Annotated in this window: 20 protein-coding genes and 1 pseudogene; 13 read left to right on the top strand and 8 right to left on the bottom strand. The window is 68.7% G+C overall.

Annotated features, from left to right (window positions below):
- Window positions 1-34: 34 nt before the first annotated feature.
- Window positions 35-2,341 (top strand): TonB-dependent receptor, encoded by a 2,307-nt coding sequence (locus tag ACIGII_RS03160; RefSeq protein WP_399635092.1) that lies wholly within the window; start codon window positions 35-37, stop codon window positions 2,339-2,341.
- A gap of 48 nt (window positions 2,342-2,389) precedes the next feature.
- On the opposite strand, the gene rnd is transcribed toward ACIGII_RS03160, so the two are convergent.
- Window positions 2,390-3,472, bottom strand: coding sequence for a ribonuclease D (gene rnd, locus ACIGII_RS03155; protein ID WP_399635089.1), 1,083 nt, complete (start codon window positions 3,470-3,472; stop codon window positions 2,390-2,392).
- An 82-nt stretch (window positions 3,473-3,554) separates the two neighbouring features.
- Here rnd and ACIGII_RS03150 point away from each other — a divergent pair, with 82 nt between their 5' ends.
- The gene (locus ACIGII_RS03150) at window positions 3,555-5,459 is read left to right on the top strand and encodes an SUMF1/EgtB/PvdO family nonheme iron enzyme (RefSeq protein ID WP_399635087.1); all 1,905 of its coding nucleotides are present in this window, start codon (window positions 3,555-3,557) and stop codon (window positions 5,457-5,459) included.
- Window positions 5,460-5,509: 50 nt separating this feature from the next.
- Window positions 5,510-6,412, top strand: coding sequence for a M48 family metallopeptidase (locus ACIGII_RS03145; protein ID WP_399635085.1), 903 nt, complete (start codon window positions 5,510-5,512; stop codon window positions 6,410-6,412).
- A gap of 18 nt (window positions 6,413-6,430) precedes the next feature.
- Here ACIGII_RS03145 and xseA read toward each other — a convergent pair whose 3' ends face one another.
- Together xseA and queG are read right to left on the bottom strand one after the other, a co-directional pair.
- Window positions 6,431-7,759: an exodeoxyribonuclease VII large subunit gene (xseA, locus tag ACIGII_RS03140; protein WP_399635083.1), complete on the bottom strand. Its 1,329-nt coding sequence runs from the start codon at window positions 7,757-7,759 to the stop codon at window positions 6,431-6,433.
- A 27-nt stretch (window positions 7,760-7,786) separates the two neighbouring features.
- A complete protein-coding gene (queG, locus tag ACIGII_RS03135; protein ID WP_399635081.1) occupies window positions 7,787-8,878 on the bottom strand; it encodes a tRNA epoxyqueuosine(34) reductase QueG in 1,092 nt (363 codons plus the stop codon).
- 53 nt (window positions 8,879-8,931) lie between these two features.
- Here queG and ACIGII_RS03130 point away from each other — a divergent pair.
- The 6 genes and pseudogenes from ACIGII_RS03130 to ACIGII_RS03105 form a co-directional block, all read left to right on the top strand.
- A pseudogene (locus tag ACIGII_RS03130) lies at window positions 8,932-9,744 on the top strand (NAD(P)H-hydrate dehydratase); the annotation flags it as partial.
- A 5-nt stretch (window positions 9,745-9,749) separates the two neighbouring features.
- Window positions 9,750-10,232 carry a tRNA (adenosine(37)-N6)-threonylcarbamoyltransferase complex ATPase subunit type 1 TsaE gene (tsaE, locus tag ACIGII_RS03125; RefSeq protein WP_399635078.1) on the top strand — a complete coding sequence of 161 codons (483 nt, stop codon included), beginning with the start codon at window positions 9,750-9,752 and terminating at the stop codon, window positions 10,230-10,232.
- 82 nt (window positions 10,233-10,314) lie between these two features.
- The gene (locus ACIGII_RS03120) at window positions 10,315-11,919 is read left to right on the top strand and encodes an N-acetylmuramoyl-L-alanine amidase (RefSeq protein ID WP_399635076.1); all 1,605 of its coding nucleotides are present in this window, start codon (window positions 10,315-10,317) and stop codon (window positions 11,917-11,919) included.
- Between the two features lie 110 nt (window positions 11,920-12,029).
- A complete protein-coding gene (mutL, locus tag ACIGII_RS03115; protein WP_399635073.1) occupies window positions 12,030-13,892 on the top strand; it encodes a DNA mismatch repair endonuclease MutL in 1,863 nt (620 codons plus the stop codon).
- 11 nt (window positions 13,893-13,903) lie between these two features.
- On the top strand, window positions 13,904-14,839 hold the full coding sequence (locus ACIGII_RS03110; RefSeq protein WP_399635069.1) for a DUF1684 domain-containing protein: 936 nt from the start codon (window positions 13,904-13,906) through the stop codon (window positions 14,837-14,839).
- Window positions 14,840-14,841: 2 nt separating this feature from the next.
- Complete coding sequence (locus tag ACIGII_RS03105) at window positions 14,842-15,789, top strand: TraB/GumN family protein (RefSeq protein ID WP_399635198.1); 948 nt, start codon at window positions 14,842-14,844, stop codon at window positions 15,787-15,789.
- An 82-nt stretch (window positions 15,790-15,871) separates the two neighbouring features.
- Here ACIGII_RS03105 and phaR read toward each other — a convergent pair whose 3' ends face one another.
- The 3 genes from phaR to gluQRS form a co-directional block, all read right to left on the bottom strand.
- Entirely contained in the window at window positions 15,872-16,402 is a 531-nt protein-coding gene (gene phaR, locus ACIGII_RS03100) for a polyhydroxyalkanoate synthesis repressor PhaR (RefSeq protein WP_399635067.1), read from the bottom strand.
- Window positions 16,403-16,730: 328 nt separating this feature from the next.
- Window positions 16,731-17,471 carry a beta-ketoacyl-ACP reductase gene (locus ACIGII_RS03095; RefSeq protein WP_399635064.1) on the bottom strand — a complete coding sequence of 247 codons (741 nt, stop codon included), beginning with the start codon at window positions 17,469-17,471 and terminating at the stop codon, window positions 16,731-16,733.
- A gap of 65 nt (window positions 17,472-17,536) precedes the next feature.
- The gene (gene gluQRS, locus ACIGII_RS03090) at window positions 17,537-18,421 is read right to left on the bottom strand and encodes a tRNA glutamyl-Q(34) synthetase GluQRS (RefSeq protein WP_399635063.1); all 885 of its coding nucleotides are present in this window, start codon (window positions 18,419-18,421) and stop codon (window positions 17,537-17,539) included.
- Window positions 18,422-18,513: 92 nt separating this feature from the next.
- Between gluQRS and htpX the strand changes: the two genes are divergently transcribed.
- A complete protein-coding gene (gene htpX, locus ACIGII_RS03085; RefSeq protein ID WP_399635060.1) occupies window positions 18,514-19,386 on the top strand; it encodes a protease HtpX in 873 nt (290 codons plus the stop codon).
- Window positions 19,387-19,710: 324 nt separating this feature from the next.
- Here htpX and ACIGII_RS03080 read toward each other — a convergent pair whose 3' ends face one another.
- Window positions 19,711-20,538 (bottom strand): inositol monophosphatase family protein, encoded by an 828-nt coding sequence (locus tag ACIGII_RS03080; RefSeq protein ID WP_399635057.1) that lies wholly within the window; start codon window positions 20,536-20,538, stop codon window positions 19,711-19,713.
- Window positions 20,539-20,658: 120 nt separating this feature from the next.
- Between ACIGII_RS03080 and ACIGII_RS03075 the strand changes: the two genes are divergently transcribed.
- From ACIGII_RS03075 to ACIGII_RS03065, 3 genes are read left to right on the top strand one after another with little or no spacing between them, the layout of a single operon-like run.
- A complete protein-coding gene (locus tag ACIGII_RS03075; protein WP_399635054.1) occupies window positions 20,659-21,429 on the top strand; it encodes an RNA methyltransferase in 771 nt (256 codons plus the stop codon).
- 56 nt (window positions 21,430-21,485) lie between these two features.
- Window positions 21,486-22,430, top strand: coding sequence for a phosphate/phosphite/phosphonate ABC transporter substrate-binding protein (locus ACIGII_RS03070; RefSeq protein WP_399635052.1), 945 nt, complete (start codon window positions 21,486-21,488; stop codon window positions 22,428-22,430).
- A complete protein-coding gene (locus ACIGII_RS03065; protein ID WP_399635050.1) occupies window positions 22,427-24,553 on the top strand; it encodes an EAL domain-containing protein in 2,127 nt (708 codons plus the stop codon). Before ACIGII_RS03070 ends, ACIGII_RS03065 begins: the two co-directional genes overlap by 4 nt.
- 30 nt (window positions 24,554-24,583) lie before the next feature.
- Here ACIGII_RS03065 and epmB read toward each other — a convergent pair whose 3' ends face one another.
- Window positions 24,584-25,588, bottom strand: a complete 1,005-nt coding sequence (gene epmB / locus ACIGII_RS03060) for an EF-P beta-lysylation protein EpmB (RefSeq protein ID WP_399635049.1) — start codon at window positions 25,586-25,588, stop codon at window positions 24,584-24,586.
- Window positions 25,589-25,621: the final 33 nt, after the last annotated feature.

Genomic DNA, 25,621 nt, shown 5'->3' with positions numbered 1-25,621 from the left:
TTGCCGCATCGCAAACGGATTGCCCGAGCCCCGAATGTCGTACCATCGCACCACGTCCGCGTCCACTCCTCGCTCGCCCCGCCTGCACGTGTTGGCGCTGGCCTGCACCACACTGCTTGGGTCCACCGGCGGTGCGCTGGCCCAGGACGCCAGCCCGACCTCGCTTGATGCGATCACCGTTACCGCCGACCATCGCGAACGCAACCTGCAGGACGTGCCGGTCTCGGTCGGCGTGGTCCAGGGCGAGCGCCTGCGCGACTACACCGCCGGCGGCGATGACACCCTGCTGGCCCTGAGTGGCCGGGTGCCAAGCTTCTACGCCGAAACCACCACCGGCCGCATCTTCCCGCGCTTCTACATCCGCGGCCTGGGCAACATCGACTTCTACCTGGGGGCGTCGCAGCCGGTGTCGATCATCCAGGATGACGTGGTGCTTGAGCACGTGGTGCTGAAGTCCAACCCGGTGTATGACGTGGACCAGATCGAAGTGCTGCGTGGCCCGCAGGGCACGTTGTTCGGCCGCAACACCACCGCCGGCATCGTCAAGTTCGACAGCATCAAACCCAGCCAGGATTACAGCGGCCGCGTGCAGGCCAGCTACGGCAGCTACGGCAGCGTGTCGGTGGACGGCGGCTTCGGTGGCCCGATCAACGACATCGCCTCGTTCCGCGTGTCGGCGCTGTACCAGCACCGCGACGACTACGTGGACAACACCTACACCGGCCCCAGCGCCGATGGCACGGTGTCCCCGAAGAAGAACGCCATGGGCGGCTTCGACGACCGCAACGTGCGTGCCCAGCTGCTGCTGCAGCCCAGCGATGCGTTCTCGCTGCTGGCCTCGGCGCACGCCCGCGACTACGAAGGCACCTCGACCCTGTTCCTGCGCAGCGCGATCACCAAGGGCTCCAACACCACCGACGCGCCGCGCGACCAGGTGGCCTACGACGAAGCCGACAACAACCCGCAGGCGTACAAGACCTACGGCGGTTCGGTCAAAGCCGTGTACGACTTCGGCAACATTTCGCTGACCTCGATCACCGCCTACGAGACCACCTCCGGCTACAGCCGCGGTGACACCGACGGTGGCGCGGCGGCCAACTTCCCGGTCAACGGCGTGCCCAACGGGTATGGCCAGTCGATGGGGCAGATCCGCGACCTGGACCAGTGGACCCAGGAAGTGCGCCTGGCCAATGCCGATGACAACCGCCTGAAGTGGCAGGTGGGCGCGTTCTACTTCGATGGCCGCGACACCACCGATTTCTACCAGCGCGCCTGGTTCCTGCAGGGCGCCGCGCGTAATCCGAACAACTGGGTGCGCCTGCGCAACACCAATACCTCGTGGGCCGGCTTCGGCCAGGTCAGCTATGACGTGACCGACAGGTTCACCCTGACCGCCGGCCTGCGCCAGACCCGCGACGAGAAGCGTACCCGGCTGCTGAAGACCGCTGATACGGCCGCCGGGGTGGTGACCTACCGTGGCCGTACCGACGTGGAAATGGCCGACACCACCCCGAGCTGGGACGTGAGCGCGATGTACGCGTTCAACCCGCAGGTGAGCGTGTACGCCAAGGTGGCGCGTGGCTTCCGCGGCCCGACCATCCAAGGCCGTTCGGCGGTGTTCAACGCGGACTTCACCACCGCCGATTCGGAAACCATCCTGTCCTGGGAAGCGGGCGTGAAGAGCAGCCTATGGGACAACCGCCTGCGCATGAACGCCACCGCGTTCACCTACGTGGTCAACGACATCCAGCTCAACGGCAACGATTCCAACGGCAACGGCGTGCTGTTCAATGCCGACAAGGCCAAGGCCTACGGCCTGGAAGCGGACATGGAGCTGCGCCCGATCCCGAACCTGAGCCTGAGCGCCGGCGTGAGCCTGCTGCACAGCGAAATCCAGGATGACCGCGTGTATGCGCAGGTCTGCGCGCTGAACGGCGCGGTGGTGTGCACCGTGAATGACCCGACCATCAAGGTGGGCGCCAACACGTTCGCCCAGATCAACGGCAACCCGCTGCCGAACGCGCCGAAGTACAACCTGAACTTCGCGGCGCGCTACGACTTCCCGGTCAACGACAGCGACGTGTTCTTCGTGTCCACCGACTGGAACAAGCAGGGCCATACCAGCTTCGTGCTGTATGACTCGGCCGAGTTCAATTCCAAGGGCAGCTTCGAAGGTGGCCTGAAGCTGGGTTACTCGGGCAACTACGGGGCGTGGGAAGCGGCGCTGTTCGCGCGCAACATCACCAACGAGAAGAACCTCAAGGGCGTGATCGAGAACTACATGGCGGCGGTGTACAACGAACCGCGCGTTGTGGGCGTCTCGTTGAACCTCAACTGGTGATCCATTGAAGAATGGGCCCCGCACAAGCGGGGCCTTTTCGGCGCGGTCTCAACCCGCAGCAGGCAACAACGGCGCCAGCAGTGGTTCCAGTTCCGCCTGCCGCCACCCGGCCAGCGACTGCGGCCATTGGCGGCTTTCCATGTAGCTCTCCAGGTGCTTGCGCGAGGCCAGCACGCCGTCGGGCAGGCCCAGCTCGGTGGTGCGCTTGGCCACCGCATCCTGCAGGCGCTTGAAGGTCTGCTTGTTGGTGTCGCTGGCGGCCAATGCCAGCGGCGCCTCCGCCTCATCGTGCAGCGGTGTTTCCAGCGCCTCCCAGACCTGCGCGGCCAGCTTGCGCGGTGCTTTCGGGAAACCGTCCATCACCTTCGCCAGCGCGGCGGCATCGGCCGGTGGCGTACGCGCCAGCACCGCGGCCAGTTCGTTGTCCAGGATCCAGCTGCGCGGCTTGTCGCTGGCGCGCGCCTGCACATCACGCCAGCGCAGCAGGCGCAGCAGCCGGTGCTGGGCGTCGGCGTCCATGAACTGTGCCGAGCGCATGGCCACGTGCGGCCAGCGTTCCTCGTCGTGCTCGACACTGGCCAGCAGGCGTTCGGCATCGTCCTGCAGCCACTGGCGGCGGCCGAGTTCGCCCAGCTTCGCATCGACCGCATCGTGGATGGCGAACAGGTATTCCACGTCGTCGGCGGCATACTCCAGCTGCGCGTCCGACAGCGGGCGTCGCATCCAGTCCGAGCGGGTCTCGCCCTTGGCCAGGGTCACTCCGGTGATTGCGGTAACCAGCTTCTGGTAGCCCAGGCCGCCGCCGATGCCGGCCAGCGACGCCGCGATCTGGGTATCGAACAGGGGGCGCGGCAACACGCCGCAGGCCACCTTGAAGGTGACCAGGTCCTCGCTGGCGCTGTGCATGATCTTCAGGATCGAGGTGTCGGCGAGCCACGTCGCCAGCGCCGCGTTCATGCCGGGGATCAGCGGGTCGATCAGCAGGATCTCATCGCCGACCGCCATCTGCACCAGTGCCAGCTGCGGCCAGTAGGTGCGTTCGCGGATGAATTCGGTGTCCAGCCCGATCCGGGTGGGGCGCTGGCGGTAGCGCTCGTCCAGTTCCGCCGGGGTTTTGATCCAATAGGCCACGTAGGGGTTCCGTCTACTGCAGGTTTGCTCAGGTGAGGGAGAATAGCCTACCGTCGAACCTGGCTCGTTGAAGGAACCCGAATTGCGCATTCCCGGACCCGCCCCGTTGCTGCTGGCCGCGCTGCTGCTGGCGACCGCAGCGTGCTCGCCCGAGGCGCCTTCAACGCCCGCGGCGACCCCGCGCACGGCCGATCCGGGCCCGCGGGCGGCGCCGGACAAGGCGGCCAAGGCAGCCAAGGCGGCCGACCTGGCGCCGGCGCAGGTCACCATTGGCGGGGAGGACGCGGCGGAGACCGCACAACGCTGGCAGCCGCCAGCGGTGGTCATTGCCGACGACGGCGTGGCGCAGGCGCGGCGGGATGCCGCCAAGGCACTGGCGGAAGACCGCTTGTATGCCACCGCCGCCGATGCCATTCCCCTCTGGCTGGCGCTGCTCGAGCGTGATCCCAAGGACCGCCAGGCGACTGCCGGCCTGGCGCGCGCCCGCCAGCGCCTGCTCAACCAGGCCACCGCATTGCTGGCGCGTCCGCTGCGGCAGCGCGAAGCGCTGGCCCAGGCCGGGGACATCGCGCTGGTGTTGCTGGCCCTGGCTCCGGACGATCCGCAGGTGCGGCAACTGCAGTCGCAGGTGGAGCTGGCGCAACGGGTGGTGGCGTACAACCGCGCCGGTGAGGACGACCTGCGCGCCGACCGCATCGGCGAAGACGGCGACGGCGCCATCGCCAACTTCCGCGACGCGCTGGCCCTGCAGCCGGACAACGCGCGTGCGCGGCAGGGCCTGGCGGCCGCCGAAAGCGCGCTGATCCGGCGTGCCGAAGCCGCCGCACGCGCCGCCGATTTCACCGCCGCCGGCACCTGGCTGGCCGAAGCGGCCAAGGTGCGCGATTCGGCGCCGACCATCAACGATGCGTTCGAGCGGATCGAAGCCATCCGTGCGCAGACGCTGGTGCGGCTGCGCGACCAGGGCCTGCGCGACCTGGCCACGCCGCAGGGCCTCAAGCCGGCGCGGCAGAAACTGGAAGACGCCCTGCGCATCGCGCTGCCCGGCGACCCGGTGGTGGCCGAACTGCGCGAGCGCATCGAACTGGCCACCCACTACGGCAGCTTCCGCCCCCGCCAGGTGTTCAGTGACGCCCTGCGCGATGGCGGGCGCGGGCCGCAGATGATCGTGGTACCGCACGGTGGCTTCCAGATGGGCGCCGGCGCCAGCGAGCCCGGTGCCAGCGATGCGGAGAAGCCGGCCCATTACGTCCGGTTCGAGCGTGGCTTCGCAATGGCGATCACCGAAGTCACCGTGGCCGATTACCGCCGCTACGTGCAGGCCAGCAATGCGCGCCCGCGCGCCACCCGGCGCGGCCATTCCATCATCTACGACGAGCGCAGCGGCAACTTCACCCGCAGCAGCGGCGTGGACTGGCGCTCGGGCTATGACGGTACCCCGGCGATGGCCAACTCGCCGGTGATGCATGTCAGCGTGCGCGACGCCGAGCATTACGCGATGTGGCTGTCCGAGCAGACCGGGCGCTCGTACCGGCTGCCCAGCGAGGCGGAGTTCGAATACGCCCTGCGCGCCGGTACCAGTGGCCGCTACCCGTGGGGCAACGCCGGCACGCCGCCGCCGTTGTCGGGCAACTTCACCGGCGGTGAAGACGTCTCGCCGTCCGGACGGCGCTGGTTCAACGCCTTCGTCGGTTACGGCGACGGCTGGTGGGGGCCGGCCCCGGTGGCCAGCTTCCAGCCCAATGCCTGGGGCCTGCATGACATGGCCGGCAATCTCAGCGAGTGGGTGGCCGACTGCTGGCACGCCAGCTACCGGCGCGCCCCGGCCGACGGGCTGGCCTGGTTCAACCCGGGCTGCCGGCAGCGGGTGATCCGCGGCGGCAACTGGGCCAACGCACCGGAGCAGACCCGTGCCGCCTGGCGGCAATCACAGGATTCGGACACGACCAGCGCCAGGATCGGGTTCCGCCTGGTCCGGGGTATCTGACCCCCGGGATCTGGCGGTAGGATTTTCCACCCTTTTCAGGAAGCACCAGCATGCGCAGCGATCCGTTTGGTGGTCAGCAGCAGCAACGGGCGCGGCGCCCGGGTCTGTTCGGCAACATCCGCTGGTGGGTACTGCTGGCCTTCGCTGGCTACGCCGCGTACTACTGGTTCTCCAACCGCAGCGTGGACCCCTACACCGGGGAAAGCGTACTGATCGACAGTTCGCTGGATGCCGACCAGGAAATGGCGATGGGGCTGCAGGCCTACCAGGAGATCCTGCAACAGGAGCGCCCGCTGGATCCCAATGCCCAGGTCTCGCGCGATGTGCGTGCGATTGCCGAACGGCTGATCCGCAAGGTCGATGTAGTAGAAACCTCGTTGGCGCAGGAGCACGGGATGACGCCGGCGCACTTCTCGCGCGACTTCCAGTGGGAAGTCAACGTGATCCAGTCCGACCAGGCCAATGCCTTCTGCCTGCCGGGCGGCAAGATGGCGGTGTACACCGGGCTCATCCCGGTCGCGCAGACCCAGGACGCCATGGCGGTGGTGATGGGGCATGAAATCGCCCACGCGCTGCTGCGCCATGGCGCGCAGCGCATGGCCCAGCAGAAGCTTACCCAGATCGGGCAGATGGCCGGTGCCGCCAGTGGCATGGACCCGCAGCAGCAACAGATGGTGATGTCGGCGATGGGCTATGGCTACCTGCTGCCCTACGCGCGCAGCCACGAAACCCAGGCCGACGAGGTCGGGCTGATGCTGGCCGCTGCCGCCTGTTTCGATCCGCGCGAGGCGGTGCCGCTGTGGGAGCGCATGGGCCAGGCCAGCGGCGGGCAGTCGCCGCCGGAGTTTTCCTCCACGCACCCGAACCCGGGCACGCGCATCCAGAACCTGCAGGCGCTGATGCCCAAGGCCATGGAGTACCGGCAGAAATTCTGCGAGACGGCGGGGGGCTGACGAAAACACCGCGTGGCGCTACGTCACCTTGACGTTGATCTTTCCGTCCTGGACCTGCGCCGTAAGCGCGTCACCGGGCGCGACATCCAGCGGTGAACGCACCAGGCGGCCGTCGTCGTCGCGGGTCAGGATGGCGTAGCCGCGCGCGACCGTGGCCAGCGGGCTGACTGCTTCCATCGAGCGCGCCACCCCGCGCAGGCGCAGCGTGTCGCGCTGCAGCTGCCGCGCCATGGCCGCTTCAATGCGCGGCAGCGTGCGCTGCAGGCGCTGCGCCCCTGCATCCAGCTGTCGCTGCGGGTGCCCATTGCGCAGCACCGCCGCCGCGTGGCGCAGTCGCGCCAGGCGGCGTTCGTGCTGCTGCTGCCAGGTCGCGGCCAGCCGCCGCCCCAGGTCCTGCTGGCGGCGCTGCAGCAGCTGCAGGCGATTCTGCGGGCTCTGTGCATTGAGTCGCAGCAGGGCACGGTCGGCACGCTGCATGGCCTGGCCCAGCCCATGCCGCTGCAGCTGGACCAGACGCGCCGCGAAGCGGCGCAGGCGCAGCTGCAGGTCACGCTGGTCGGGCACCAGCAGCTCGGCGGCCACCGACGGCGTCGGCGCGCGCAGGTCGGCGGCGAAGTCGGCCAGGCTGAAGTCGGTTTCGTGGCCCACCGCCGACACCACCGGCGTCTGGCTGGCCGCAATCGCACGGGCCAGCTGTTCGTCGTTGAACGCCCACAGATCTTCCATCGATCCACCGCCGCGGGTCAGCAGGATCACGTCGTAGCGGCCGCTGGCATCGGCACTGCGCAGCAGGGTGGTGATCTGCGCGGCGGCACTGTCGCCCTGCACCAGGCTCGGCAGCAGGTCCACCTCCAGCAGCGGGAAGCGGCGCTGCAGCACGCTCAGCACGTCGCGCACGGCGGCGCCGGTGGGCGAGGTGATCACCGCCAGCCGACGCACGTGGGCGGGCAGGGCGCGCTTGCGTTCGGCGGCGAACAGGCCTTCGGCCTCAAGCCGCGCCTTGAGCTGTTCGTAGGCCCGGCGCAGCGCACCTTCGCCGGCTTCCTCCATGTGATCGAGCACCATCTGGTATTCGCCACGCGCGTCGTACAGCGTCAGCCGTCCCCGCACCAGCACGCGCATGCCCTCGCGCGGCACGAACTTCAGCCACTGGCTCTTGGGCTTGAACAGCGCAGCGCGGATCTGTGCGCGCGCATCCTTCAGGGTGAAGTACATGTGGCCGGAGGCCGGGCGGGTCACGCTGCCGAGTTCGGCTTCCACCCACACCGATGGGAACGTGCCTTCCAGCAGGTCGCGGGCCAGCACGTTGAGCTGGCTGGGCGTGAGGATCTGCGCGCTACGGTCCATGGCGGGTCAAACGGTACGAACGGGCGCTCATGGTCGCACGCCCTGGCGCGCGGCGTGCTGCTGCAGCGCCCACTGCACGTGTTCGCGGACCAGCGCGGAGGGGTGGTCGGCGCGGGACTGCAGTGCGGCCAGCGTGCCGGCGTGGCCGGGCGCATTGCCCAGCGCCACGGCGATGTTGCGCAGCCAGCGCTCGTGTCCGCTGCGGCGGATCGGGCTGCCTTCGGTGCGGCGCAGGAACTCGTCTTCCTCCCAGGCGAACAGATCGGCCAGGCTGGCGCTGTCCAGACCGTTGCGCGCGCGGAAGTCCGGCTCGTCGGTGCGGCGTGCGAATTTGTTCCAGGGACATACGAGCTGGCAGTCGTCGCAGCCGTAGATGCGGTTGCCCATGAGCGGTCGCATGTCCTCGGGTATCGCGCCGTCGTGCTCGATGGTCAGGTAGGAAATGCAGCGGCGCGCGTCCAGCCGCTGCGGGCCGATGATGGCCTGGGTCGGGCATACATCGATGCAGCGCGTGCAGGTGCCGCAGTGCGCGGTGGCCGGGGTGTCCACCGGCAGCGGCAGGTCGATGTAGATCTCGCCCAGGAAGAACCACGAGCCGCCCTGGCGATCGATCAGGCAGGTGTGCTTGCCGATCCAGCCCAGCCCGGCGTTGCGGGCCAGTGCGCGCTCCAGCACTGGCGCCGAATCGACGAACACCCGATACCCGAAGGCGCCGATCTCGGCGGCCAGCGCGTCGGCGAACTTCTGCAGCCGGTTGCGCATCAGCTTGTGGTAGTCGCGGCCCAGCGCGTAGCGCGCCACATAGGCACGGTCGCCGTCGTGCAGGGTGTCCCAGGCCTGGCGGTCGTCCTTGTGCCCGTAATCCATGCCGACCGAAATCACCCGCACGGTGCCGGGCAGCAGTTCGGCCGGGCGTGCGCGCAGGCTGCCATGGCGCGCCATCCAGTCCATGGTGCCGTACAGGCCCTTGCCCAGCCAGTCGGCCAGGTGCGCTTCGTCCTCGTCCAGCGCGATGCCGGCGATGCCGCAGCGCTGGAAGCCGTGTTCGCGCGCGAGCGCGCGCACGCGCTCGGCGGCACGGGCCAGGTGGACAGGAGCGGGCAGGGGAACCGCGGACATGGCGACAAGTATAGAATCCCGGCATGCCCGAGCTTGCTGAATCGTTTGACCTGTGGGCGGCCGAGCGCCTGCCGCCGCTGCTGCCGCCACGCCCCGTGGACAGCCACAAGGGCAGGAACGGCCATGTGCTGTGCGTGGGTGGCAATGCCGGCAGCGGCGGCGCAGTGATGCTGGCAGCCGAATCGGCGCTGCGGGCCGGTGCCGGCCTGGTCAGCGTGGCGACCCGGCCGCAGCACGTCGCGCCGCTGCTGGCGCGGCTGCCCGAGGCGATGGCGCACGCGGTGCAGGACAGCGATGAATTGCAGGCGCTGCTGCCGCGCGCCACGGTCATCGCGATCGGCCCGGGGCTGGGCCAGGACGACTGGGCGCATGAGCTGTGGCGCCAGGTGCTGGCCAGTGGCACCCCGCTGGTGATCGACGCCGACGCACTGAACCTGCTGGCTGCCCAGCCACGGCCGCTGCACGATGCCATCCTCACCCCGCACCCGGGCGAGGCCGCGCGCCTGCTGGGCACCGATGCGGCGGCGGTACAGGCCGACCGCTTCGGCGCCGCCGCTGCGTTGGCCGCACGGCACCACGCAGTGGTGGTGCTGAAGGGCGCCGGTACCGTGGTCGCTGCGCCGCATGCGCGTCCGCGTGTCATCGCCGCCGGCAACCCCGGCATGGCCGTGGGGGGCATGGGCGACCTGCTTCCCGGCATCATTGCAGCGCTGCGCGCGCAGGGCCTGTCGGCGTTCGACGCGGCCAGCGCCGGCGCGCTGCTGCACGCCCTGGCGGGCGACGACGCGGCCCGTGAGGGCCAGCGCGGCCTGCTCCCCACCGACCTGCTGGTGCCGCTGCGCCGGCGGGTGAACCCGGAACCGTGATACCGATGATCGACTTCTTCCTGGCAGAACCGCAGGACACCGACCTGCTGGGCCACTGGCTGGCCGCCACCCGACCGCCGCATGCAGTGGTGCAGCTGCAGGGCGACCTGGGCGCGGGCAAATCCACCCTGGCACGGGCACTGCTGCGCGCGCTGGGGGTGGAAGGCGGGATCCGCAGCCCCACCTACACCCTGATCGAGCGCTACCCGTTGGCCGATGGCAAGGAGGCCTGGCACCTGGATCTGTACCGGATCGGCCAGGCCGAGGAGCTGGATTTCCTTGGCCTGGACGAGGACAGCGCGTCGCTGTGGCTGGTCGAGTGGCCCGAACGCGGGGCCGGTGCATTGCCGCCCACCGATCTGATCGTGGCGCTGGCGATCGAAGGGCAGGGCCGGCATGCCCGGCTGACCGCCTCCAGCCCGGCAGGGCAGGAATGGCTGCAGCGGCTCCCGCAAGGGGGCGACTTGCAGGCCCTTTCTGTGGGGTGACAGGAGGAACCACCCCCAGGTTACGGATTATTAAGGGAAAAGGTGTTGCTTTTCATTCAGCGCAGTGATTGAATCCGTACCCATGCCAATGGGGAAACCACTCACCGCCATCTGCGCCGCCGTCGGACTGTGTCTGGCGAGCGCGCTGTCATGGGCGGGCGAAATCCGCCAGGTGGGGCTGGAGACGGGTTCCACCGGTACCCGCGCCGAGATCGCACTGACCGGCAGCGGCGGGTACAAGACCCTGAGCCTGTCGGGCCCGAACCGCCTGGTGGTCGACTTCCCGGACTCCAGCGCGGTGCGCACCCTCAAGATGCCGGCGCCTGCGGGCGTGGTCACGGCGGTACGCACGGGGCAGCCGGTGCCCGGGACGTTCCGGGTCGTGTTCGACCTCGCCGAATCGGTCGCGCCGTTCAAGCCACAGCTGCTGAAGCAGGGCGAGGATTCGCGCCTGGTGATCGAATGGCCGGGTGACGCCCCCGCCAGTGTGAAGGCGCCTGTTGCCAGCGCGCCGGCAACGGCGGCGCCTGCGACCGGCACCGCGCCGGTGCCCGCGGCCGTGGCGAGCCAGCCAGCGCCCGTGCCTGCCGCAACAATCCGCACGCTCCCGCCGACCCCGGCCGAAGCCGCGCAGGCGCGCAATGACGCGGCGCGCGCTGCGGCGCTGTTGACCGCCACGGTCCGCCAGCAGGCGAGTGCCAGTGCGGCGGCGGCAGCGCCGACGCCGAGTGCCCCGTCCGCGGCAACCACCGCCAACGTCGCGGCAGCCGGAACCGCCAATGCGGCCAGCAACGCAGCCTCGCCGGCGGCCATCCTTGCGGGCCAGCCCACGGCGGCGGTCGTTCCTGCGCCGGTGCAGGCCACGGTGGTGCCGCCGCGCCCGGTCATGCCCAGCGATGCGTCGCGGGTCAAGATGCAGTCGGGCATGCGCCCGCTGGTGGTGGCGATCGATCCGGGCCATGGCGGCCAGGATCCGGGTGCAGTGGGGCCAAGCGGCAAGCGCGAGAAGGACATCACCCTGGCAGTGGCACGCGAGCTCGCCCGCCAGGTCAATGCGACGCCGGGCCTGAAGGCTTACCTGACCCGCGACACCGACGTGTTCATCCCGCTGCCGATGCGCGCGCAGAAAGCGCGGTCGGCCAAGGCCGACATCTTCATTTCGATCCACGCGGACGCGGCGGAGAACCGCGCGGCCAAAGGCTCGTCGGTCTACGTGCTGTCGACCAAGGGCGCCTCGTCGCAGCGCGCGCGTTGGCTGGCCGACAAGGAAAACGCGGCCGACCTGGTCGGCGGCGTGCGCCTGCAGCAGACCGAGGGCACGCTGGCCAACGTGCTGCTGGACCTGGCCCAGAGCGGGTACATGAAGGCCTCCGAAGATGCGGCCGGGCACGTGCTGGGCGGCCTGAAGCGCATCGGCAAGAATCACAAGCCGAACATCGAGCGCGCGAACTTCGCGGTGCTGCGCACCTCGGACATGCCGGCGATGCTGGTGGAAACCGCCTTCATCTCCAACCCGGACGAAGAGCGCCGCCTGATGGACCCGGCCTACCAGCGCCAGATCGCCGGTGCGGTACTTGACGGCGTGCATACCTTCTTCAGCCGCCAACCTCCGCCCGGCACGCTCTACGCGGCCAAAGCACAGGCGGAAATAGATGCCGCCAGCACGGTCGCCGGGGGCAGCAAATAAAAACCCGCTTCGGCGGGTTTCATGTTCGTGGCGTCTGCCCGGACCCAACGTGCCCACTGGGGGCCCATTGATATCGGAATCCATCCCCACGATCCGGATATCATTCCCGCATGACCATCCGCCAACTTCCCGACATCCTCATCAACCAGATCGCCGCGGGCGAAGTCGTGGAACGCCCGGCATCGGTGGTCAAGGAACTGGTGGAAAACGCGCTGGATGCCGGTGCTACCCGCGTGGATATCGACCTGGAAGAGGGCGGCGTACGCCTGATCCGGATCCGCGATGACGGCGGTGGCATCGCCCCCGAAGAACTGCCGTTGGCGGTGTCACGCCATGCGACCAGCAAGATCGCCAGCCTGGATGACCTCGAGGCAGTCGCCACCCTGGGCTTCCGTGGCGAAGCGCTGCCGTCGATCGCCTCGGTGAGCCGCTTTACCCTGGCCTCGCGCCGACGCAGCGACGAGCACGGCTCGGCCCTGCAGATCGAAGGCGGCAAGCTGGGTGAAGTGACGCCGCGCGCGCATGCACCGGGCACCACCGTGGAGGTGCGCGAGCTGTTCTACAACGTGCCGGCGCGGCGGAAGTTCCTGCGCGCCGAGCGCACCGAGCTGGGCCATATCGAAGAATGGCTGCGCTCGCTTGCCTTGGCGCGCCCGGACGTGGAGCTGCGCGTGTCGCACAACGGCAAGCCGTCGCGGCGCTACAAGCCGGGCGACCTGTACTCCGATGCGCGGCTGGGCGAGACGCTGGGCGAGGACTTCGCCCACCAGGCCATGCGCGTGGACCACAGCGGTGCCGGCCTGCGCCTGCATGGCTGGATCGCGCAACCGCATTACTCGCGCGCCAGCACCGACCAGCAGTACCTGTATGTCAATGGCCGCTCGGTGCGCGATCGCAGCGTGGCCCATGCGGTGAAGATGGCGTACGGCGACGTGCTGTTCCACGGCCGCCAGCCGGCGTACGTGCTGTTCCTGGAACTGGACCCGACCCGCGTGGATGTCAACGTGCACCCGGCCAAGCACGAGGTGCGTTTCCGCGATTCCCGCCTGATCCATGATTTCGTCTATCGCACGCTGAAGGAAGCGCTGGCCGAAACGCGCGCCGGCATGACCGCCGTCGGTGCGGGCAGCGAGGGCGTGGCCGAGACCGCTGCACCGGCCCATGCCGGCGCCGCAGCGGGTGCCGGCTACGCGCTGGCCGGCGGTGGCGGTGGCGGTGGCGGTGGCATGGGCCAGCCGGCCTGGCGCCCGCAGCAGTCGCCGCTGGGGCTGCGCGTGGCCGATGCGCCGTCGGCGTACGCCGCGCTGTATGCGCGCCCGGCGGGCGATGCGGCGCTGCCGGCCATGCCCAGCGAACAGGGCCTTCCCGTCACCGCAGCCGACAGCGGCGTGCCGCCGCTGGGGTATGCGGTGGCGCAGCTGCACGGCATCTACATCCTGGCCGAGAACGCCGAAGGCCTGATCGTGGTGGACATGCATGCCGCGCACGAGCGGATCGGCTACGAGCGGCTCAAGAACGCGCATGACGCCAGCGGCCTGCATGCGCAGCCGCTGCTGGTGCCGATCACGCTGGCCGTGGGCGAGCGCGATGCCGACACCGCCGAGCGTGAAGCCGACACCTTGATCGCGCTGGGCTTCGAGATCACCCGTTCCGGTCCCGGCTCGCTGCATGTGCGCAGCATTCCCGCGCTGCTGGCCAACGCCGAACCCGAAGGGCTGCTGCGCGACGTGCTGACCGACCTGCGCGAGCACGGCCAGAGCCGGCGCATCGCCAGCGCACGCGACGAACTGCTGTCGACCATGGCCTGCCACGGCGCCGTGCGCGCCAACCGGCGACTGACCCTGCCGGAAATGAACGCGCTGCTGCGCGACATGGAAATCACCGAACGGTCCGGCCAGTGCAATCACGGCCGGCCCACCTGGGCCCGTTTTTCACTGGCGGAGATCGACCGCTGGTTCCTGCGCGGACGTTGAAGGGGAGCACGATGCGTATCTGGGGATGGGGACTGGGCGCGGCGCTGCTGGCGCTGGGCCTGGCAGGCTGCGGCGACACTGAAACCGCGCCGGTACCGGCGCCGGTGGATCCGGCGTTCGCCGCCGAACAGCAGCAGTGGCGGCAGCAGCGGTATACCGAGCTGCAGGCGCCCGACGGCTGGACCAGCCTGGTCGGCCTGCACTGGCTGGAATACAAGGCCCACTACATCGGCAGCGGTCCGGGCAGCGGCATCCGCCTGGCCGTGGGTCCGGCAAAGCTGGGCATGGTGGCGCGTAATGGCGACCGGCTGACCTTCACGCCCGAGCGCGGCGCAGCGGTGAGCGTGGACGGCAAGCCAGTCACCGGGCCGATCCGCTTCCAGAGCGACCGCGATCCGGAGCCGACCCGGATTGCGTTCGATGACGGCAAGGGCCAGTTGAGCCTGATCCACCGTGGCGAGCGCTATGCGCTGCGGGTCAAGCACGCCGACGCCTATTCGCGGTCCGGCTTCACCGGCCTGACCTATTGGCCGGGCGGTCCGGACTGGCGCATCACGGCACGGTTCGTGCCGCACCCGGCCGGCAAGACCCTGCCGATCGTGGACATCACCGGGCTCACCACCGAGATGCCCAATGCCGGTGCGCTGGAATTCGAGCGTGACGGCAGGACGTGGCGCCTGGAAGCACTGGGGGAACCGGGCCGCGAGCTGTTCGTGATCTTCGGTGACCGCACCAGCGGCCACGGCAGCTACCCGGCCGGGCGCTACCTGGACCTGCCCGCACCCGATGCCAGCGGCACCGTGGTGGTCGATTTCAACCACGCCTACAACCCGCCGTGCGCGTTCACTCCGTTCGCCACGTGCCCGCTGACCCCGCCGGAAAACCGCCTGGATCTGAAGGTGGATGCCGGCGAGCAGGCCTACCACGCACCCCAGGGAGGGGTTTGATGATGACGATGTTGACGCGACTGGCCGCACCGCTGCTGCTGGCCACCGGGCTGCTGCTGGGCGGTGCCACGGCGCTGGCCGCGCCGGCGGCGGCGGCCAGGACCGGCGCGCCGGTGCCGCTGCTGTGGAAGGTGACCGGCCCGGGGGACAGCCGCGTGTACCTGCTCGGTTCGTTCCACCTGCTGCGCGCCGACGATTACCCGTTGGCGGCCGACGTGGACCAGGCGTTCGCGGCCTCGCGGCGGGTGGTGTTTGAACTCTCGCCGCAGGACATGCAGTCGCCGGACCTGACCCGCAAAATGCTGCAGGCGGCGATGCGCAGCGATGGCAGCGAACTCAAGCGTGACCTGGATGCGGCCACCTGGACCAGGCTGCAGGCCTACGCCAGCGCCAACAACCTGCCGCTGACCCAGCTGCAGGGCATGAAGCCGTGGTTTGTCGGCCTGACCATCACGCTGTCGCAGTTCGCCAAGATGGGGTTGGATCCGGCGCTTGGGTTGGACCGGCATTTCATGTCGCGTGCCGCCGACGCGGGCAAGCCGACCAGTGGCCTGGAAGATATCGACACGCAGGTGGCGGTGCTGTCAGGGATGTCGGCCCAGGAGCAGCAGCAGATGGTGGCCGAGGCGCTGGAACAGGCCGACCAGGCCGATGCCATGGGCCGCAAGCTGCACGACGCCTGGCGCCGTGGCGACGACAAGCTGCTGTGGACCTCGATGGCCGCGGACATGCGGGGCGAATATCCACAGCTGTACAAGCGCATCAATACCGACCGCAACGACGCCTGGGTGCCCAAGCTGGAGCAGCAGCTCAAGGCCGGGCAGGGCGGCACGCTGGTGGTGGTGGGCTCGCTGCACCTGTTGGGCGACGACGGCGTGGTCGAGAAGCTGCGCGCCAAGGGATACCAGGTGGAACGGGTCTGCACCGGGTGCGCCAAGCCCAAGCGCTGAGTGCCAGGCGGCTGAAACGAAAAAGGCGCGGCCGTGAGGCTGCGCCTTTTTTCGTGCGTCCCGGCGGTACCGGGACGTTGGATCAGCGGCGGGTCTTGCCGGTCGCAGGGGCCTCGGGCTTGCCGCTGCCGGTTCCCGTGCCGGTGCCGGTCGAGGTGCCCGGCGGGCGCGGGCCGAAGCCGCCGCCCATGTTGCGCTGGAAGTCCTGCCACAGTTCCAGGTTGCGTTCGGTGAGCTGGTTCATCATCGCCCACGGGGTCTGGCCAAGCAGGTTGCCCATCTGCTGGCGGAACTGCTGCTGCTGGTCCAGGAAGACCTGCATGCTGCGCTCCAGGTAATTGCCCATGAAGCCCTGCAGCGAATCGCCATAGAAACGGATCAGCTGGCTGAGCAGCTGGGTGGAAAGCATCGGCTCGCCGTCCTGTTCCTGGTCGGCGATGATCTGCAGCAACACTGAACGGGTCAGGTCGTCGCCGCTCTTGGCGTCACGGACTTCGAAGTCTTCACCGTCCAGGATCAGCTGGCGCACATCCTCGATGGTGATGTAGCTGGAAATTTCGGTGTCGTAGAGACGGCGGTTCGGGTACTTCTTGATGATGCGGTTCGCAGCCATGAAGCAGTCACTCGTCAGCGTAAGGGCGAATGATTGCGCAGCGCAGCACCGGTTGCAACCTCCTTTGGTCATTCATGGCACATCTTCATGCTGCGCAGCAATTTGTGCAGCAAAATGAGGTTCCGCAACCGGGGCTGCGCTGCGCAATCATTCGCCGCCCACGTTTTGCTGCGCAAAACGTGGGCCCCCGGGGCATGCTTCCTATTCCCCGCGCCTTCGGCGCGCCCCCTTTGACAAAAGGGGGCTCCTCCTGCGGTGGGCGGGCGGGTGAGGTGCAGCATTTTTGAGGGGTATACCGGTAGCGACCGTTGGTCGGCCGTGGGAACCGTCACCAGCCCATGTGGTGGCCGCCGTTGATGTCGAGGTTGGAGCCGGTGATCCAGGCGGCTTCCTCGGCCACCAGGAAGGCGACGGCGTAGGCGATTTCTTCGGGCTTGCCGAGGCGGCCGGTGGGGATATCCGCAATGATCTTGGCGCGTACTTCGTCGGGCACGGCCATCACCATGTCGGTGGCGACATAGCCGGGCGAAATGGTATTGACGGTGATGCCGAAACCGGCATTCTCGCGCGCCAGCGAGATGGTGAAGCCGTGCATGCCGGCCTTGGCCGCGGCGTAGTTGGCCTGGCCGTACTGGCCCTTCAGGCCGTTGATGGAGCTGATCTGGATCACCCGGCCCCAGCCACGGCGGCGCATGCCTTCGATGACCGGGCGGGTGACGTTGAACACCGAGTTGAGATTGGTGTTGATCACGTCGTGCCACTGGTCGGCGCGCATGCGGTGGAAGGTGGTGTCGCGGGTGATACCGGCATTGTTGACCAGGATCTCGATCGGGCCGAGCGCGGCCTCCACGGCGTGCACCATCTGTTCGGCGGTGGCCGGGTCGGCGACATCGCCGGGGAAGATCGCCACGTCGCAGCCGCGCGCCAGCATCTTCTCGCGCCAGGCCAAGGCCTTGGCCTCGTCCCGGTAGTTGGTGGCAACCCGATGGCCCTGGTCGGCCAGACGTTGGCAGATGGCGGAACCGATACCGCCGGTACCGCCGGTGACCAGTGCGACGCGAGATGTCATGAGCAGCTACTCCGGAGCCAGCAGGGGGAACGCGATTCTGCAACATCGCGGCGGTAAATGGGGGCTCACCGGGCGTCGGCGGCCAGCCGGATGTCACCCGGTGGCAATTGCGCCGGGTCGAAGCCGGCGACGGCCCGTTCCAGCAGGTCGGCGACGCTGCCGCACGTCACCAGCCACGCCGGATCCTGGCCAAGCTGCGCCCAGGCCTGCTTCAGCGCGGGCACCGGTTGATCGGCATCGACCGGCCGTGCGGCGGCCGATTTGGACAGCTTGACCCCGTCCGGTTCCAGCAGCAGCGGCAGGTGCAGGTAGCGCGGGGTGGGCAGGCCGAGGGCCTGCTGCAGCAGGATCTGGCGCGCGGTGGAATCGAGCAGGTCGGCGCCGCGCACCACGTCGGTGATGGCCTGGTCGGCGTCGTCGACCACCACCGCCAGCTGATAGGCCCAGTACCCGTCGGCGCGGCGCAGCACGAAGTCGCCGACCTCCGCATGCACGTCCTGGCGGATCGCACCGCGCAGGCCATCCTGGAACCCCACCACGCTGCCCGGCGGCACGCGCAGGCGGATGGCCGCTTGGGCACGCTCGGTACGTGCCACGCAGTAATGATGAATACCGCCCCGGGCGGCCAGCTCGGCGCGGCTGCACTGGCAGGCGAAGGCCTTGTCCTCGGCCAGCAGGCGGTCCAGTGCGGCCTGGTAGAGGGCGTCGCGCTGGCTCTGGTGGACGATGGCCGCGTCGCTGGACAGGCCGAACGCGGCCAGCGCGCCCAGTTGCTGGTCGATGGCGCCGGGCACGGTGCGTGGCGGGTCGACGTCTTCAACCCGCACGAGCCAGCGCCCGCCGGCGTGTCGGGCCAGCAGCCAGCTGCCGAAGGCGGCGAGCAGGGACCCGGCGTGGAGCGGGCCGGTGGGCGAGGGGGCGAAGCGCCCGCGGTAGGCAGTCATGGACATGAACTATGAATCGTCGGTCAGGTTGCGACTTGAATTCAACATGAAGTCCCCGCAGATTTGCACCAACACCACCTGAAAAGCGTCCTTTTCCCATGTTCAGTCGTATTGCCCTGTTCCTCGCGACCAACTTCGCCGTGTTGATCCTGGCAGGCTTCGTAATGCGCCTGGCCGGGATCGATCCGGCAAGCATGAGCGGCCTGCTGGTGGTTGCGGCCATCTTCGGCTTCGGCGGGTCGCTGATCTCGTTGCTGCTGTCCAAGTGGATGGCCAAGCGCTCCACGGGCGCGGTGGTGATCACCGAGCCGCGCAATCCCACCGAGCGCTGGCTGCTGGCCACGGTCGAACGCCAGGCGCGCGAAGCCGGCATCGGCATGCCCGAAGTCGCGGTCTATGACGGCCCGGAAATCAACGCTTTCGCCACCGGTGCCAACCGCAACAATGCGCTGGTGGCGGTGTCCACCGGCCTGCTGCACAACATGAGCGAAGACGAGGCCGAAGCCGTACTGGGCCACGAAATCGCGCACGTCGCCAACGGTGACATGATCACCATGGCACTGCTGCAGGGCGTGCTCAACACGTTCGTCATCGTGCTGGCGCGCGTGGTCGGCGGCATCATCGACAGCGCGCTGTCGGGCAACCGCGAAGGCGGCGGCCGTGGCTTTGCCTACTTCATCATCGTGTTCGTGCTGGAAATGGTGTTCGGCCTGTTCGCCACCATGATCGCCATGTGGTTCTCGCGCCACCGCGAGTTCCGCGCCGACGCCGGCGGCGCCCACCTGGCCGGCCGCCAGAAGATGATCGCCGCGCTGGAGCGCCTGAAGCTCAACCACGGCCAGAGCACCCTGCCGACCCAGATCGCCGCGTTCGGCATCGCCGGCGCCACGGCAAAGAAGCTGTTCCTGAGCCACCCGCCGCTGGAAGAGCGCATTGCCGCGCTGAAGGCCGCGAGCAACACCGTGGCGTGATGCGGTCCTTGAAGTTTGCTGCGAACGCCCGGCTTTTGGTCGGGCGTTTTCTTTTGCGGCATTGGTAGGTACCGACCGTTGGTCGGTGCCCAATGCAAAAAGCCTTCGCCTGCTGGGCTTCCCGCGCTGGGAAGCACTAGCGTTTTCATTGTCTGCGCGCGGGGGCGCGGGGTGGGAGGGGGTAGCGGGGCACGCGTGTCCGGCCAGGGCCTACCCCTCCCTCGCCCCCACACGCAGGACCAAGGCAGCCAGCGCTCTACGCGCGGATCCCCAAACAAAAACGGCGCCCGAAGGCGCCGTTGCTTGAATCCCACATCAGGTCGATCAGAACTTTGAGTCGAACTCGGCGGCGTAGCCGGTGTTGACCAGGACCTTCTGCAGCACGTCGCTGTTCTTCACGTTGCCCGCCACGATCTGCTGGGTTTCCGGGCCGCGGCTGTCCATGCGGGCCGGGGTCGCGCCCTTGAAGTCGCAGACCCGGCCGCCGGCTTCGCGGACCAGCAGCACGCCGGCCGCGATGTCCCATGCCTTCACCCCGGCCTCGAAATAGGCGTCGGCGCGGCCGCAGGCCACGTACGCCAGGTCCAGTGCCGCCGAACCGGTGCGGCGCACGTCTTCGGCCTGCACCAGCAACGCGTCCACCGCCTTCAGCTGCGCACTGGTGCGGCTGCGCTCGCGCGGCGCGAAACCAGTGTGGATCATCGCCCCGGACAGGTCCTTGCGGTCGGTCACGCGGATGCGACGGTCATTCAGTACCGCCCCGGCGCCCCGGCTGGCGGTGAACAGCTCGTTGCGCAGCGGGTCGAAGATCACCGCATCGATCGGCTCGCCGTTTTCCACCAGCGCGATCGACACACAGTAGTGCGGGAAGCCGCGCAGGTAGTTGCTGGTGCCGTCCAGCGGGTCGATCACCCACATGTACCGGTTGACGGCCTGCACGCCGCCTTCCTCGGCCATGATCCCGTAGTCCGGGTAGGCGCGCTTGAGTTCCTTGATGATCACCTTTTCCGCGTCCGCATCGACTTCACTGGCGTAGTCCATGCGCCCCTTCTGCACCACGTTGAGCGCCTCCAGCTTGTTGATGTTGCGCAACAGGACGTTGCCGGCGAGGCGGGCGGCCTTGACCATGACGGTGACGGCGGGTTTCTGCATGGCGAAAAGCTCCCGTAAAGGCAGAGATGGGGTACTGGCGGGGGAAAAGAGCGGTCCCGGCGCAAAGGCCGGCCGCACAGTTTACCATTTGTGACTGTCCTGCTCGCGTTTGGCCTGTTCATGTCCGCACATTCCGCTCCGTCCCGCATCCGTTTCGTCCTGGTGGGCACCCAGCACCCCGGCAACATGGGCGCCGCCGCCCGTGCCATGAAGACCATGGGCCTGGGCCGGCTGGTCCTGGTGGCGCCGGAAAAACCGCTGGATGAAGAGGCCTTCCGCCGCTCCGCCGGTGCCGAAGACGTACTCGGCGACGCCCCCGTGGTGGCCACCCTGGCCGACGCCGTCGCCGACTGCCGGCTCGTGCTCGGCTGCACCGCCCGGGCCCGCCGCGTCCAGCTCGAAGAGCTCCTTCCCGCCGTGGCCGCCCAGCGTGGCCTGGCCAAGGCCGCCGAGCCCGAGGGCGAAGTCGCCTTCGTGTTCGGCCGCGAGCGCACCGGCCTCACCAACGAGGAGCTGCAGCTGTGCCACCTCGCCGTGCACATTCCGTCCAACCCCGAGTTCAGCTCGCTGAACCTCGCGGCTGCGGTCCAGGTGCTTGCCTACGAACTGCGCATGGCCGTGCTGGGCGGGGTCGACGCCGCCGCCCCGGCCGACCCTGAACACCGCGAACAGCCTGCCAGCCATGCCCAGGTCGAAGGCCTGTTCGGCCAGCTTGGCCAGACCCTGGACGATATCGACTTCCACAAGGGCCGCGCGCCCGACTCGGCCATGCGCAAGCTGCGCCGCCTGTTCCTGCGCACCGAGCTGAGCGAACAGGAAGTGCGCCTGCTGCGCGGCATCCTCGCCGACGCCCAGCGGATGGCGCGATTGGCCAACGCCCAGCCCGAATGAGCTGACGCACGTCTCACTTTTTCGGGTAGGCTGTTGCCATTCCTTGGGGGGAGCGAATGGGATTGCCGCGACTGCGATGGCTGTTGCAGGGAGCGCTGCTGTGTCTGGGCATCATGGCGATGGCTGGAACCGCGGTTGCCGGCCCTGACACCAGCGGCCAGGGTCACGTCCTCGTGCTGGGCCGGATCAGCGATAACCCCAAGTCACACTATGCGCAACTGCAGCCCCTGCTCGACTACGTCGTCCCGCGCATGCGCGACGTCGGCATCACCGAAGGGCGCATCCTGATGGCCCCCGACGCGCAGCGGATGGCCAGTTACCTGCGCCGTGGCCGGGTCGACTGGGTCACCGAAACCGCCGGCACCGCCGTGGCGCTGGGCCTGCGCAGCGGCGCCCAGCCCCTGCTGCTGACCGAGCGCAGCGGCGTGCGCGAGTACCACACCGTGTTCTTCGTCCGCCGCGACAGCCCGATCACCTCGCTGGCCGATCTCAAGGGCCACACCCTGGCCCTGCAGAACGTGGCGTCCACCAGCGCCTACCTGGTGCCGGTGATGACCCTGTTGCAGAACGGGCTGACCCCGGAGATCCTGTTGTCGGCGCGCGACGCGGCCGCGCCGGACACCGTGGGCTACGTGTTCGCGCGGTCGGAGGCGAACATCGCCACCTTCGTGCACAAGGGCGTGGTCGATGCCGGCGCGGTGAGCAGCGTCGACTGGGTCGACGAGCACCGCATCCCGGCCACGTTCCGGCGGGATTTCCGCCCGATCTTCCGCACCGAACCGTACCCGCGTGCGGTGGAAATGGTGCGGTCCGGGCTGGATCCGCGGGTGCGCGACCGTTTGCAGCAGGTGTTGCTGGATGCCGCCTCGGATCCGCAGGCGCAGGACGCGCTGGAAACATTTTTTGGTACGTCCGGGTTCCATCGGGTCGATGCGCAGATGCAGCACCGTTTGGATGAATTGAAACAGGGTCTTACACGCGTGCGGATGGAAGTGGAATGAGGCCGTTGGGTTCCGGAATGCAGTCCCGTTTCGTGTTGGCGATGGGCGGGGCGATGGTGGTGGTGGTGGCGATCGTGGCCGTGGTGCTGGGGCGCCAGGCGGCGATGCAGGATGAGGTCAAGAACCTCAGCGGCAGCGTCATCCATGAACTGTTCGACCGCAGCGTGCGCAGCCGCGGCGAGGCCTTGGCGCGTGAGCTGTCCGACGCGCTGGCCAACCCGTTGTATTACAACGACCTGGCCCAGGTCGGTGCGCTGGTGCGCAACACCTCGCGGCAGCAGGTGGTGCGCTACGTGCTGGTGTTCGACGAAGACGGCAAGCTGATCCACGACGGCAGTTCCGAGGTGATCGACTTCGGCAAGCCCATGCAGGACCCGCTCGCAGCCGGCGCGGTGGCCGCGCGCAAGCTGGTGGTGCAGCAATCGCCCAAGGTGCTCGACAACGCCATGCCGATCATGGTCGGCAACCAGCGCATCGGCGGTGTTCGCGTCGGCATGGCCCTGGACGATGTGCAGGCCATGGAACAGCGGGCCAACACCACCCTGGGGGAGCGCCTGCAGCAGGTCGGCAAGCGCCACCTGGGCTGGCTGCTGCTGATGCTGGGCCTGCTGCTGGCGATCGGCGTGGTGGTCATCATCTACGTGCAGCGCACCCTGGTCGCCCCGATCCGCGGCCTGGCCGCGGCCGCACGCCAGATCGAAGCCGGCGATTACCGCCCGCAGCTCAGCCACAACAGCCGCCAGGACGAAGTGGGTGAACTGGTCCGCGCCTTCGGCCGGATGAGCGAAGCCATTGCCCGCCACGACCGCGAAGTGCGGCACATGGCGTACACCGACGCCTTGACCGGCCTGACCAACCGCCTGGCGTTCCGCGAGGCGCTGGACCACCGGCTGATGGCCGCGCGCGCGTCCGGGCACCGGCTGGGCCTGCTGTTTGCCGACATGGACGACTTCAAGCGCGTCAATGACACCCTTGGCCATGAAGCCGGCGACGAAGCCTTGCTGCAGTTCGCCCAGCGCATCCGTGCCGCCGTGGCCCAGGCCGGTGGCGACGAAGCGCTGCTGGCACGCTTTGGCGGCGACGAGTTCGTGATCCTGATCGGCGACGGCGACGTCGCCGCCGCTGCCCGCCAGCTGGCCGAGCTGCTGGTGCGCGAACTGGGGAAACCGCTCGTGGTGCAGGGCAGGGAGCTGTTCCTGGGCACCTCCATCGGCGTCACCCTGTTCCCCGACGATGCGGCCGACGCAACCACGCTGCTGAAGAATGGCGACATCGCCATGTACCAGGCCAAGGTTGCCGGCAAGAACTGTTACCGCTACTACAGCCGCGCCATGGACCATGCGGTGGAGCGGCGCGTGCACATGGAACAGGAACTGCGTGGCGCCTGGGAACGGGGCGAGCTGCGCCTGGTCTACCAGCCGATCTTCCGCACCCGCGACCGGCGCATGGTGGGGGTGGAGGTGCTGCTGCGCTGGCAGCACCCGACCCTGGGCACGATTCCGCCGTCGGTGTTCATCGAAGTGGCCGAGCAGAGTGGCCTGATCGAAGTGATCGGACCCAAGGTGCTGCGCGCAGCGTGCATGGAAGCGGTGCAGTGGCCGCATTCGGTCGATGGCGAAGGCATGTTCGTGTCGGTCAACGTGTCCCCGCGCCAGCTGCGCGGCGGCGAACTGCCGAGCCTGGTGGCCGACTGCCTGCGCGATACCGGGTTGCCGGCTTCGCGCCTGCATCTGGAACTGACCGAGACCGCGGTGATCGGCGATGAAATGCTGGCCGCCGCACTGCTGGACAAGCTGCACCGCACCGGCGTGAAGGTGTGGCTGGACGACTTCGGCACCGGTTTCTCCGGCCTGAGCCACCTGCGCCAGGTGCCGGTGGACGGGGTCAAGATCGACAAGAGTTTCGTCGCCGACATGCAGCGCGACCCGGACGACCTGGCCCTGACCACGGCGATCATCGCCATGGCGCATGCGCTGGGCATCACCGTGGTGGCCGAGGGTATCGAGCAGGAAGTGCAGTTCGACCTGCTCAGCCAGCGCGGCTGCGACCTGGCGCAGGGGTATTGGCTGAGCGTGCCGATCAGCGCGACCGAGGTCGTGGAAATGATCGAATCCGGGCGGTGAGAACACGGCGCGGTGTAGGGCGCTTGCGCCCTACACCGGACGCTTGCTGGAATCCCCGGAAATCTCCCGCACCAGCTTCGGGACCAGGTACCCCGACAACCGCGCGGTAAGCTGCGCGTGCAGCGATTTGGCGGTGGCATCGTCCACCTCGAAATGCGCCACACCCTGTACCCGGTCGACCTGGTACAGGTAATACGGCAGCACCCCGGCGGCGAAGCTGCGTTCGCTCAGGTCCTGCAGCGCCTGCAGCGAGTCGTTCACCCCGCGCAGCAGCACCGCCTGGTTGAGCAGGGTGGCGCCGGCGCCGCGCAGGCGGGCCATGGCCGCGTCCACGGTCGCGTCGAATTCGTTGGCGTGGTTGGCGTGGATCACGAACGCCACCGGCCAGGGCAGGGTGGCGATCCACTGCACCAGTTCCTCATCCACACGCTCCGGCAGCACCACCGGCAGCCGGCTGTGGATGCGCAGACGGCGCAGGTGCGGAATCTGCTTCAGCGCCTGGGTCAGCTCCACCAGCTTGTGGGTCGCCAGCGACAGCGGGTCGCCGCCCGACAGGATGACTTCGTCGATGCCCGGGTCCTGGGCGATCGCGTCCACCGCCTCGCGCCAGCCTTCGCGGGCCGCGTTCTCGGTGCCGTAGTCGAAATGCCGGCGGAAGCAGTAGCGGCAGTTGATCGCGCAGCTGCCGGTGGTCACCAGCAGGGCACGGCCGTGGTACTTCTGGATCACCCCGGTGGCCTTGCGCGCCAGGCCGTCGCCGACCGCATCCAGGCTGAAGCCCGGCACATGCTGCAGTTCATCGGTGACCGGCAGTACCTGGCGCAGCAGCGGGTCGTCGCGGTCGCCGCGGCGCATGCGGGCGATGAAGCCCTGCGGCACCCGCAGCGCGAACTGGGCGGCGGCCTCACCCGACAGCGGCAGGGCACCGGGGTCCAGGCCCAGCTGGTCCAACAGCGTCCGCGGGTCGCGGACCGCCTCGCGCCACAGCTGCTGCCAGCGGACGGGGGTGGGCAGTGGCGTGGCGGAAAGCTGCATGGAATGGGGGCCTGCGGTTATCATATGGGTCAG

The organism is Stenotrophomonas sp. NPDC077420 (assembly GCF_044543385.1).
GTDB lineage: Bacteria > Pseudomonadota > Gammaproteobacteria > Xanthomonadales > Xanthomonadaceae > Stenotrophomonas.
This window is presented reverse-complemented; position numbering and strand designations above follow the sequence as displayed.